General features: G+C 68.0%; 11 protein-coding genes. 2 read left to right on the top strand and 9 right to left on the bottom strand.

What is annotated here, in order from left to right; translation table 11 throughout:
* Nucleotides 1-104: 104 nt before the first annotated feature.
* From ACQGNJ_RS17405 to ACQGNJ_RS17430, 6 genes are all read right to left on the bottom strand, one after another.
* Nucleotides 105-1229: an acyltransferase family protein gene (locus ACQGNJ_RS17405; protein WP_426690504.1), complete on the bottom strand. Its 1125-nt coding sequence runs from the start codon at nucleotides 1227-1229 to the stop codon at nucleotides 105-107.
* Between the two features lie 119 nt (nucleotides 1230-1348).
* The gene (locus ACQGNJ_RS17410) at nucleotides 1349-2095 is read right to left on the bottom strand and encodes a LytR/AlgR family response regulator transcription factor (RefSeq protein ID WP_426690505.1); all 747 of its coding nucleotides are present in this window, start codon (nucleotides 2093-2095) and stop codon (nucleotides 1349-1351) included.
* Nucleotides 2092-3201, bottom strand: coding sequence for a sensor histidine kinase (locus ACQGNJ_RS17415; protein ID WP_426690506.1), 1110 nt, complete (start codon nucleotides 3199-3201; stop codon nucleotides 2092-2094). The genes ACQGNJ_RS17410 and ACQGNJ_RS17415 overlap by 4 nt, the downstream gene beginning before the upstream one ends.
* 45 nt (nucleotides 3202-3246) lie before the next feature.
* Nucleotides 3247-3753, bottom strand: a complete 507-nt coding sequence (locus tag ACQGNJ_RS17420; protein WP_426690507.1) for a Cif family virulence factor — start codon at nucleotides 3751-3753, stop codon at nucleotides 3247-3249.
* Between the two features lie 117 nt (nucleotides 3754-3870).
* Nucleotides 3871-4752, bottom strand: coding sequence for a threonine/homoserine exporter RhtA (gene rhtA / locus ACQGNJ_RS17425; protein ID WP_426690508.1), 882 nt, complete (start codon nucleotides 4750-4752; stop codon nucleotides 3871-3873).
* A gap of 120 nt (nucleotides 4753-4872) precedes the next feature.
* Nucleotides 4873-5463: a DNA-3-methyladenine glycosylase I gene (locus tag ACQGNJ_RS17430; RefSeq protein WP_426690509.1), complete on the bottom strand. Its 591-nt coding sequence runs from the start codon at nucleotides 5461-5463 to the stop codon at nucleotides 4873-4875.
* An 80-nt stretch (nucleotides 5464-5543) separates the two neighbouring features.
* Here ACQGNJ_RS17430 and ACQGNJ_RS17435 point away from each other — a divergent pair, with 80 nt between their 5' ends.
* Entirely contained in the window at nucleotides 5544-6437 is an 894-nt protein-coding gene (locus ACQGNJ_RS17435) for a DMT family transporter (protein ID WP_426690510.1), read from the top strand.
* Between the two features lie 70 nt (nucleotides 6438-6507).
* Here ACQGNJ_RS17435 and ACQGNJ_RS17440 read toward each other — a convergent pair whose 3' ends face one another.
* Both ACQGNJ_RS17440 and ACQGNJ_RS17445 read right to left on the bottom strand, forming a co-directional pair.
* The gene (locus tag ACQGNJ_RS17440) at nucleotides 6508-7461 is read right to left on the bottom strand and encodes a pyridoxal-phosphate dependent enzyme (protein WP_426690681.1); all 954 of its coding nucleotides are present in this window, start codon (nucleotides 7459-7461) and stop codon (nucleotides 6508-6510) included.
* A complete protein-coding gene (locus tag ACQGNJ_RS17445; RefSeq protein WP_426690511.1) occupies nucleotides 7455-8456 on the bottom strand; it encodes an aldose 1-epimerase in 1002 nt (333 codons plus the stop codon). Before ACQGNJ_RS17445 ends, ACQGNJ_RS17440 begins: the two co-directional genes overlap by 7 nt.
* A 66-nt stretch (nucleotides 8457-8522) precedes the next feature.
* Here ACQGNJ_RS17445 and pepN point away from each other — a divergent pair, with 66 nt between their 5' ends.
* Nucleotides 8523-11177, top strand: a complete 2655-nt coding sequence (gene pepN / locus ACQGNJ_RS17450) for an aminopeptidase N (RefSeq protein ID WP_426690512.1) — start codon at nucleotides 8523-8525, stop codon at nucleotides 11175-11177.
* A 94-nt stretch (nucleotides 11178-11271) separates the two neighbouring features.
* Here pepN and ACQGNJ_RS17455 read toward each other — a convergent pair whose 3' ends face one another.
* Nucleotides 11272-11457 (bottom strand): hypothetical protein, encoded by a 186-nt coding sequence (locus tag ACQGNJ_RS17455; RefSeq protein WP_426690513.1) that lies wholly within the window; start codon nucleotides 11455-11457, stop codon nucleotides 11272-11274.
* Nucleotides 11458-11664: the final 207 nt, after the last annotated feature.

The following is an 11664-nucleotide window of genomic DNA, read 5'->3' on the forward strand; positions in this document are numbered from 1 at the left end:
CTCGCGTCTTGAACGCATGCTGCCGCTTTCGCATGGGAGCGGCCGGTTTCCTGCACGATGCATGGCATCGGCTCCTTCACCATCGACTGACCACGACCACCGAATCAGACGGCCGCTGCTGGCAGCGTCGTCGCCAGTCGCCGGGCATCAAGCCGCTCGCGCCAGGCCAGAAACGGCTGCTCCACCAGATAGTGCAGCAGCGCGCCGAGAGTCAGCACACCGGCTGCATAAAGTACGAAGGCCAACCCGCCGTGCAGTTGCCACGGTTGCACCACCCATGTCGCCACCGCATGCAGTGCCAGCTTGTGACTGAGATAGAGGCTGTAGGAAATCCGCGCCAGCCAGCCCACGCCGGGCAGCGACCAACGCGCCGGCCATGCGGTGGCCGAAGCGACGCACAGCGCCAACGCGAGCGACAGCAGCGGATAGCCCAGCACCGACGGCCAGAAGCCGAGGCGCTCGCGGAACAGCCAGATAGCCAACGCGAAAAGAACGATGCCTGCAGCGAACAGCTGGCCGCGATGAAGCTGCAAGCGCTTCCACCATGCCGGCCGGCTGACTCGCAGCGCAGCCAGCGCCACGCCGGCGAGCAGGCCATCGAGCCGGGCCCAGGTCGGGTAGTAGATGCCTTCGACGAAGCGCAGCCCGAACGCCGGACCGTCCTGATCGCGCACCGGCGCCATCTCGTGCAGCCAGACGTAGCCGCGCACGGCCATGCCGAAGGCGACCACCGTCAGACCCAAGGCGATCGTGCGGTGCATGGACGGTCGGCGCGTCATCCAGAACGCCAGCCACGGGAACAGCAGGTAGAAGTGTTCTTCCACGCACAGCGACCACGCGTGCGAGAACGCCTGGTTGTGCTGGTAGTCGATCAGCAGGTTGAGGGTGAAGCTGAGGAACTGCCATGCCGGCTGCAGGCCGGGCGCCTCGCGCAGCAGCGGGAAGGCGACATACACGGCCAGCACCACGAAGAACGCCGGCAGGATGCGGAACGCGCGGCGGCGATAGAAATCCTGCCATGCCAGCGGCTCACCGCGTGCCAGCGGCGCGAGCAGCTGGTAGCCGATCAGGTAGCCGCTCAACACGAAGAACAGGTCGACACCCATCCAGCCGTCGCCGGCCAGCCAGGCGAAATGCTCACCGACGCCGCCGACGATGTACGAGTGGAACAGCATCACCCAGACGATCGCCCAGGCGCGCAGCAGGTCCAGTCCGGGGAGGCGTTGCATGGTGATCCTTGGTCGGGGGTGCCGCGCGCCCGATGCATGGCGACGAGGCAGTCTGGCGGAATGGCGTGCGCGAATGCTGGCAAGACCGGGGCAAGCCGCGGGCGCTGGCGCGACGTTGCCTAGGACGGCGGGCCACTGGCCAGCAAGGCCGCGCGCAGCGCGTCGACGCAGGTACGGCTGACCCGCAGCACGGTGCCGTCGCGCAGGCGCAGCAGATGATCGCGGTTGGACAGCGGCTGCATTTCGGCGACCCGGTCCAGCCGCACGATGGTGGAACGATGGATGCGGGCAAAGCGCGCCGGATCGAGCCGCCCGCCCAGCCGCTGCAGCGATTCGCGCAGCAGGTGCAGCTGGCCGTTTGCGTGCAGGCCGGCGTAGTCGCCCTGCGCCTCGATCCAGTCGACATCGTCGGCATCGACCAGCCGCAGGCGATGGCCAAGCCGCACTTCGAAACGCGTGACGTAGCGCGGCGCCTGCGCGCCAGGCAGTTCGCCCCGGCGCAGGGCCAGCGTGTCGCGGGCGCGGTCCAGTGCGTCGGCGAAGCGCTCGTCGTCGACCGGCTTGAGCAGATAGTCCAGCGCGCGCAGCTCGAAGGCGCGCAGCGCGAATTGCTCGTAGGCGGTCAGCAACACGGTGAGCGGACGCTGCTCCAGGCTCAGCGCCTCGATGACTTCCAGGCCGCTCAAGCCCGGCATCTCCACGTCGATGAACAGCAGGTCCGGCGATTGCGTGTGCAGGAAGGCCAGTGCCGTGGCGCCATCGCCACACTCGCCGAGCACGCTGACATCGGCATGCGCTTCCAGCCGGGCGCGCACACCGGCGCGCGCCAGCGGTTCGTCGTCGACGATCAGTACGCGCAGACTCATGCAGCCACCATCGCCGGCGCCGACAGCGCGTCGGGCAGCATGACGTTGGATGGCATGACGCGGAAGGGTATGGAAACCTCCACCGTGCAGTCGCCATTCGCGGCGAGGACGAAGCCGAATTCGTGTGCGCTGCCGTAGAGACGATCCAGTCGCTCACGCACATTCTGCAGGCCGATGGCCGGACGTGACGTCGCCTCGGTATCCGCTGGTGATGCCACGCCGTTGTTGTGCAGCCGCACCTGCAGGCGCTCGCCCGCGCGCTCCACCTGCACCTGCAGCCGGCCACCGGCGGCACGCGGCGCGATGCCGTGGCGGATCGCGTTTTCCACCAGTGGTTGCAGCAACAGCGCCGGCACGGCCGCCTGCAACAGGTCGGCGCCGACGCGCAGTTCCAGCGTCAGCCGTGCGCCGAGACGGATCTTCTCGATGTCCAGGTAGTGACCGGTCAGCGCGAGTTCCTCGGCCAGCGAAACCTCGTTCACCTCGCCGCGCGCCAGCGTGGCGCGCAGCAGATCGGCCAGGCGCGCCAGCATGCGGTTCGCGTCCGTGCTGCGCTGCTCGGTGATCAGGGTGGAGATGGCGTTGAGCGTGTTGAACAGGAAGTGCGGATGCAACTGGTAGCGCAGCGCGCGCAGCTCGGCCTCGCGGGCCAGCGCCAGTGCTTCGCGCACGCGCACGCGCTCGGCCTCGAGTGCGCGATAGCGGTCGACCACCGCGTGGATGGCACAGAACGCGATCAACGCCAGCCAGCAACCGTCCAGCCCGCCGAACAGGCGGCGCCAATCGAAGGCAGGCACCGCGTGCCAGTGCACGGCCAGCAGCATCGCCAGCGCGTTGTTGGCGATCGACATCAGGTAGGTCAGCGCCAGCAGCACCAGCACGGTCAGCGGCCATGCCAGGCGGCGCTGCAGCGCGCGCTGCGCGACGACCAGCGGCAACGTCCACAGCAGATAGGCGAGCGCGTACAGGCCGCGAAACTGCAGCGCATGTGCGTAGCCGATCTCCGGCAAGGCCATCACCGTCATGCACAGCACCAGCGGCGCGCCGGCCAGCCAAGGCAGCCAGAACGATGCCGCACCAGCACGGGCGGCGGCGACACGAATCATGCGAACTCCCCACAACGACGCGCGACTTGCGCGCCGGCCGCCACTTTAGCGCGTGCGCTCTGGGTAGCTCGAATAGGCCATGGCGCTGATCTTCCAGCCTTCGCCGGTATGCACCAGCTGCCAGGTTTCGCTGCCGACGTTGTTGGTCTTGCCATCGACCAGGAAGACGAAATCGAAATACACCGACGCCACCGCGCCGTCGGTCTGGATGCGCTCATTCGAGAACTTCTCCTCGATGCTCTGCTTGCTGTCGCCGACGAACGCCGCGAAGTGGCGGTAGTTGTCGGCATGCACGCGCGACAGGCCCGGTTTCTTCGCCTTGATCTGCCGGTACGCGTCCGCGCCCAGCACCTCGAACCAGGAGCCGCCCTCGGCGATGAACATGCTTTCCAGCGCCGTCCTGTCGTGCGCGAGGATCGCCGACTGGAAACGCTCGATCACCTGCTCGACCTGGGCCTTGGCGTGGACGGCATCAACTGCCCTGGCCGCAGCCGGCAGACCCGAGCACGCCAAGCCTGTCAACAAACCGAAAGTCATCGCGAGCTTGCTCATGCACCGCCTCCTTTGCTGGATGAAGTGGCATTGAAACCATGCGAGCGCGCTGATCACCAGCGTCTTGCGCCAGTCCGTGCCTGGCTGTCGACGAAGCGAGTGCCGGGGCCGCGACGCTCAGTTCAATGGCGGCTCGGCCACCGGCCGACGCACGCTGAGTGCGGTACCGGCCGCGGCCACGATGATCGCGGCGATCGCCAGCCATTGCAGCAGGCTCAGCTGCTCGCCAAGGAAGCCCACCCCGGCGATCGCCGCTATGGCCGGCTCCAGGCTCAGCAAGGTACCGAAGCTGCGCGTGGGCAGGCGGGTCAGCGCCAGCATTTCCAGCGAATACGGCAAGGCGGAACTGAGCACTGCCACGCCCAAGGCCAGCGGCAGCAGTGTCGGCGAGAACAGCGCGCTGCCGGCGTGGGCGACCCCGAACGGGATGGCCAGCAGCGCCGCGATGCAGGTGCCCAGCGTCACCGTGTCGGCGCCGTGCGCCGCGCCCGCCTTCTGGCCCAGCACGATGTACAACGCCCAGCCCACGCCCGCGGCCAGCGCGTACATCACCCCCACCGGATCAAGCGCCTGCGCCGACCCGCGCAGCGGCAGCAGCAGCGCCAGCCCGGCCAGCACCAGCGCGATCCACGCAAAATCCAGCCAGCGGCGCGAGCCGAACAGGGCCAGCGCCAGCGGCCCGGTGAATTCGAGCGCCACCGCGATGCCCAGCGGAATGGTGCGCAGGGACAGGTAGAACACCAGGTTCATCGCGCCAATCGACAGGCCGTAACCCCACAACGCGCGCACGTCGCGCACGCGTCGCGGTGAACGCCACGGTCGCCGCACCGCCAGCAGGATCAGCGCACCCAGACCCAGCCGGCACGCCGTGGCGCCCTGCGCGCCGATCAGCGGGAACAGCTGCTTGGCCAGCGCAGCGCCGCACTGGTACGACACCATGCTGACCAGCAGCATGGCGACTGCAAACAACACCGGGGTGCAATCGGAACGTGGGAACACGGGTCTGGCCGGCAGGTAAACCGCGGCCATGATGCCTGCCACCGCGCGCGGAACCCACACGCCGCGCCGTCGCTGCTGACACGCGCTGGCAGCAGCATGGGATGGCCCGAGCCCTGTCAGTCAATCCTTGCCGGCACATTCCCGGTGCCTGAAGCACCGGACCAGGTGATCGTTGATCATCCCGGTGGCCTGCAGCAGCGAATAGCAGATGGTGGTACCCACGAAGCGGAAGCCGCGCTTCTTCAGCGCCTTGCTCATGCGGTCGGACAGCTCGGTGCTGGCCGGCACTTCACCCTGGCTGCGCCAGCGATTGACCAGCGGCTTGCCGTCGACGAAGGACCACAGGTAGGCGTCCAGACTGCCGAATTCCTCGATCACCGCCAGCGCGGCGAGCGCATTGCCGCCGGTGGACGAGACTTTCAGCCGGTTGCGGATGATCCCCGGATCGAGCAGCCGCTGTTCCAGTTCGCGGTCGCTCATCGCGGCGACGCGGGCGATCTCGAAGTGATGAAAGGCCTTGCGGTAGTTGTCGCGCTTGGTCAGCACGGTGCGCCACGACAGGCCGGCCTGGGCGCCTTCCAGGCACAGGAACTCGAACAGCGCGCGGTCGTCGTGCAGCGGCACGCCCCATTCGGTGTCGTGGTAATCGCGCATCAGCGCGTCGCCGGCGGCGGCCCAGTGGCAACGTTGCGGCTCGGTGGTCGTGGTCATGGCGGGAGGATGGTCGTGGGGTGCCGCACAACGTAACCCACGCCGTTAGACTTGTCGCCCCGCCTGCGCCTGTACCCACCATGCCTTCATCGTTCTCGCCCCAACGCGGCGCGCTGTCTGCGCTGATCGCCACGATCCTGATCTGGGCCTATAGCTGGGTGGTGATGAAGCAGGTGCTGGCGTATGCCGGGCCGTTCCATTTCGCCGCGTTGCGCTATCTGCTGGGCGCCGCCGTGCTGTTCGCCGCGCTGCTGCTGACGCGGCAGTCGTTGCGGCCGCCGCCGCTGTTGCCGACCTTGCTGATCGGCCTGTGCCAGACCACCGCGTTCCAGGGCCTGGAGCAACTGGCCCTGCTCAGCGGCGGTGCCGGCCACGTCGCCCTGCTCGCCTACACCATGCCGTTCTGGGCGGTGCTGCTGGCGTGGCTGGTGCTGGGTGATCGGCCCACGCGTCGGCATTGGCTGGGCGTGGGACTGGCAGCGATCGGCCTGCTCTGCATCATCGAGCCATGGCATGACCTGGGCAGCATCATGAGCACCACGCTGGCGATCGTCGGCGGTGCCGCGTGGGCAGCGGGTACCGTGCTCAGCAAGCGCATGTTCCGCCAGCACGCGCCGTCGGTGCTCAGCCTCACGGCGTGGCAGATGCTGCTGGGCGGCGCGTTGCTGGGCCTGCTCGCGCTGGCGGTGCCGGAGCGCGCGATCGAATGGAATACGGCCTTCATCGGCGGGCTGGTGTACAGCGTGGTGCTGGCGTCCAGCCTGGCGTGGTGGTTGTGGTCGATCGTGCTGCAGCGGCTGCCGACCACGGTGGCCAGCGTGTCCAGCCTGGGCGTGCCGATCGTCAGCGTGCTGCTGGCCTGGCTGATCCTGCACGAGCAGCCCTCGATGATGGAACTGGTCGGCATCGTGTTCGTGCTGGCGGGGTTGCTGGCGGTCAGCGGGGTGGGACGCAGAGCGCGGAGTGAGAAGTGAGAGAGAGCAACAGCAGCCATGCATCAACTCTTCTCTCACTCCTCCTCACTCACTCCCGGCTTCTCGCGTCTCACCAGGGCAGCGCCTGCAGATCCACATTGCCACCGGTCAGCACCACGCCGACGCGCTTGCCGGCGAAACGCTGCGGCTGTTTCAGGATCGCCGCCAGCACGGTGGCGCTGGAGACTTCCACCACCTGTTTCAGTTCGGACCACAGCAGCTGCATCGCCGCGATGATCTCGGCGTCGCTGACCGTGATCACCTCGACCCGATGGGCGCGCAGCGCATCGAGGTTGCGCTCGCCGATCAGCGCGCGCAAACCGTCGCAGACGGTGTCCGGCACCACCGTGGTGATCCGCCGGCCCTGCGCCAGCGATTGCGCCGCGTCGTCGGCGCCGAGCGGCTCGGCGCCGAACAGCGCCAGCGCCGGGTCGATGCCGTGCGCGGCGATCGCCACGCCGCTGGCCAGACCGCCACCGCCGACCGGGGTGATCAGCGCGTCCAGTGCACCGGCCTGCTGCAGCAGTTCCAGCGCGAGCGTGCCCTGGCCGGCCATCACCCGCGTGTCGGCATACGGATGGACCAGCTCGGCGCCGGTGTCGCGCTGCACTTCGGCGCACTTCGCTTCGCGTGCAGCCTGGGTCGCGGCGCAGCGATGCAGGATCGCACCGGCGCGCTCGATCGCCTCGAGCTTGGCGCGCACCGCGCCCTCCGGCACCACCACGTGCGCGGCGATGCCGCGGGTGGCGGCGGCCAGCGCCAATGCATTGCCGTGGTTGCCGGAGGAATGCGTGACCACGCCGTGCGCGGCCTCGGCGTCGCTGAGCGACCACACCGCGTTGCAGGCGCCGCGGAACTTGAACGCGCCGCCACGTTGCAGGTGTTCGCTCTTGAAGTGCAGCTCGGCGCCAGCCAGCGCGTCCAGCCCTGCGCTGCGCAGCACCGGGGTGATCCGCGCATGCGGCGCGATGCGCGCGGCGGCGTCGCGAATATCGTCGAAACCGGGCAAGGCGTCTTTCACGATTCGATCTCCACGCCACAACGGAAATGGCGTTCGGCACCGGGCTCCAGCCGGATCGCCGCGGCGCATTCGGGCCGGTTGAAGGCGTCGGCCATGCACTCCATCGGCTCCAGCGCGATCGCACGGCGCGCATCGCGGCTGATCGTGTCGGCGGTGAACGCATGCATCACACCGCGTTCCTGCCACACCGCGATGGCGAAGCCGCTGGCCGGATCCCGCAAGCGGGTGCGGATGCGGCCGTCGGCCTCGACGTCCAGATCGGTATAGCCCTGATCGAGGATGCTGTCGCCGATCCGGCGCGGCTCGCGGAAGTCCAGCGCCGGCGCGTCGTCCAGCGACACGTAGGCCTCGGCGCCGGCGAGCGCGATCAGGTCGGCGCCGGTGCGGATCAGCGTCTGCGCGGGAATCTGCAACTGCCAGCCGTCGACCTCGGCATCGGCCATGCGGAAATACGGATGCCAGCCGAAGAAGCAGGGCGCCGCGCTGTCACCCACGTTCTTCATGCAGGCATCCAGGGTGAGGCCGTCGGCATCCAGGGTGAAGGTCACCACCAGGTCGATCGCATGCGGGTATCCCGGCCGTGGGCGGATCGCGCCGGTATGCAACGTGACACGCGCCGAATCGTCATCGGCCGCCAGGCCGGCCACCTCGAAATCCGTGTCGCGCACGAAGCCATGCCGGCTGGCGCGATCGGTGCCGGCAACGCCAGGATCGAGATCCTGCGACTGGCCGTCGAAGTCATAGCGGGCATCGGCAACGCGGCCGGCAAACGGCACCATGATGGCGAAGCGCGAGCCGGGTCGATGCACGATTTCGGCGGGGCTGTCGTAGCCATCGGCGAGGTCGCGCGTGGTGCCATCGAGATCGGCCTCGAAGCTCAGCAAGGCCGCATCATGCCGAGCCAGGCGGATGCAACGGCCGCCGTCGACATCCGTCAGCACCACGATGTCCTGATCGCCAAGGCGGCTGAGCCGGGCGGTGTAGCGCGTCGCACCCATGTGACTTTCCCGTGGTTTAACAGGTGCATGGTATCCTTTTCGGTCCCCACGCCCCATCTATTCCCCATGCATGCACTACCCGAGCAAGCCGCCCCGGCGTTGATCCGCCTTTGTGACTACCGTGCCCCGGCCTGGCACGTGGAGACGGTCGAACTGGATTTCGAGCTCGGCATCGACGCCAGCGAGCTGTGTTCGCGCCTGCGCCTGCGCCGCGATCCTGCGCAGGACGAGCCGCTGCGCCTGGACGGCGAGAACCTGCAGTTGCTGTCGATCAGCCTGGACGGCGTGCAACTGCCCGCCACCGCCTACCGCTACGCCGGCAACGTGCTGGAAGTGGACGGCGCCGGCGATGGCAGCGTGCTGGAAACCCGCGTGCGGCTGCGTCCGGCGGCGAATACCGCGCTGGAAGGCCTGTACCTGTCCGGCCCGCGCGAAAGCGGTTTCCTGCTGACCCAGTGCGAGGCCGAGGGCTTCCGCCACATCACCTTCTTCCCCGACCGGCCCGACGTGCTGTCGAGCTACACGGTCACCCTGCGCGCCGACCGCGAGCGCTTCCCGGTGCTGCTGGCCGGCGGCAATCCCGATGGCGCCGGCGAACTCGAGGGTGGCCGGCACTGGGCGCGTTTCGTCGACCCGCATCCCAAGCCGAGCTACCTGTTCGCGCTGGTGGCCGGTCGGCTGGAGCTGCTCGAACGCGACTACGTCACCGCCGACGGTCGCGCCGTGCAGCTGAAGATCTGGGCCGAGGCCGACGCGATCGACCGCTGCCACTACGCGATGGACGCGCTGGAACGCTCGATGCGCTGGGACGAGCAGGCCTACGGCCGCAACTACGACCTGGACGTGTTCCACGTGGTCGCCACGCATGATTTCAACATGGGCGCGATGGAGAACAAGGGCCTCAACATCTTCAACGCGAAGTGCCTGCTGGCCGACCCGGATTCGACCACCGATGACGAGTACCGCCACGTCGAGGCGGTGGTGGCGCACGAGTATTTCCACAACTGGAGTGGCAACCGGGTCACCTGCCGCGACTGGTTCCAGCTGAGCCTGAAGGAAGGGCTCACCGTGTTCCGCGAGCAGAGCTTCTCGGCCGACATGAATTCGGCGCCGCTGAAGCGGATCGATGATGTGTCGCTGCTGCGCCGCGCGCAGTTTCCCGAAGACGCCGGCCCGCTGGCGCATCCGGTGCGCCCGGCGCAGTACAGCGAAATCAACAACTTCTACACCGCCACCGTCTACGAGAAGGGCGCCGAGCTGGTGCGCATGCTGGCCGGCGCGCTGGGCCAGCATGGCTTCCGTCGCGGCATGGACCGCTATTTCGAGCGCAACGATGGCCGCGCCGCCACGCTGGAGGATTTCCTCGGCGCGCTGGGCGAGGCCAACCAGACCGACCTGATGCCGTACCTGGGCTGGTACGCCCAGCCCGGCACGCCGCGGCTGAAGGCGCACGGCCACTACGACATCGAGCGACAGGAATACACGCTGACCCTGTCCCAGCAGGCGCCCGCCGTCGCCGGTGGCGAGGCCCGGCCGGCCCTGCCGATTCCGGTCAAGCTGGCGCTGTTCGACCGCCATGGCCGGATGCTGCCGCTGCATCTGGACGGCCAGACGTCCAACGGCGATACCGAGCAGGTGGTGGTGCTGAGCCAGATCGAGCAGCGCCTGGTCTTCACCGCCGTGCCGGCGCGACCGGTGCCGTCGCTGTTGCGCGGCTTCTCCGCTCCGGTGCTGCTGGAGTGCGATTACGGCCCCGCCGACCTGGCCTTGCTGCTGGCCCACGATGTCGATGGTTTCAATCGTTGGGAGGCTGGCCAGCAACTGGCCCTGCGCGCCTACGAGAACCTCCGTGACGGCAGCACCGAGGAGGCCTTGCTGGCCTGGTCCGATGCATTGGCCGGATTGTTCGACCATGCCGCCATCGACGACGCCCTGCTGGCCGACCTGCTGACTCCGCCGGGGGAGGTGGAGCTGGCCGAGCGCGAATCGTCGATCGATCCGGAGCACATCCATCACTTGCGCCAGAAGCTGCAACAGCGACTCGCCGCAAGACTGGGCGCGCGCGGGCTGGCTGAGCGCTACGCCACGCTGGCAGCACAAACCTCGATCGCACTGGACGCGGCCAGCCAGGCCCGGCGCCGCCTGAAGCGCCGCGTGCTGGAACTGCTGGTCCTGCTCGACCATGACGGCGCCTGCGCCGTGGCAGAGCGGCAGTTCCATGAAGCTCCCGGCATGACCGACCGCCTTGCCGCGTTGTCGGTGCTGGTGCGCAACGGCGCCCCGCAGGCGGGCGCGGTGCTCGCCGCGTTTCGCGCGCGTCACGCCGGCAACGCGCTGGCGCTGGACAAGTGGTTCTCGGTACAGGCGCAGTTGCCCGGTGAGCCGGCCCTGGCGCGGGTACGCATGCTCGAGGACGATTCCGCATTCACGCTCAAGAATCCGAACCGCGTGCAGTCGTTGCTGGGCGCTTTCGTGCGCAACAACCCGAGCGGTTTCCATCGTGTGGATGGTGCCGGTTATCGCCTGCTGGCGGAGCGACTGGTGACGCTTGATGCACTGAATCCGCAAGTCGCGGCGCGGCTGGCCACGGCATTCAACGGTTGGCAGCGGCTGGAGCCGAAGCGACGCGAGGCGGCGCGAAGCGTGATCGTGGAGCTGGGGGCGCATCGCGGGCTTTCCCGCAACCTCGCCGAAATCATCGGCAGCGTGCTGAATCACTGACCGCCGAGGGGGCGCCGCGCAAAGGGGCTGCCCGCTACACCGTCCGGCAATGCGTGGTGAAATGATCACCACGCACGTGGGCGGCATGTTTCATTCAGACGGCCAGGTGATCGAGTGCTTCGAGCAGGCTGTTCATGCGCGACTCCAGGTCCGGCTGCAACGCATCGCGGTCGCTGTCATTGCGGCCGTAAAGTTCGTCGATGTCCATCTCGACCTGGCCCAGTTCGATCAGCAGGTCATGACGCGGATAGACGGGCTGGAAATCGAAGCTCATGTCCATGACGTACCCCTTCGTGGTTGGTAGCGAAGTGGATGCAACCGCCATGCCATGCGTGAACTGGGTCACACTTTATTCGGGCATGGATCACGCGACTGACGCAGCACGTCATCAGCTGCCGTGATCCGGCACAAATTTCCTTTTCAGTCACCCCTTGTTCACGCATTTTCGGTGATTATCGGTCCGCAACACCAAGCAGCAGACGCTGCT

Source organism: Rhodanobacter ginsengiterrae (assembly GCF_050026815.1).
GTDB classification, from domain to species: Bacteria; Pseudomonadota; Gammaproteobacteria; order Xanthomonadales; family Rhodanobacteraceae; genus Rhodanobacter; species Rhodanobacter ginsengiterrae.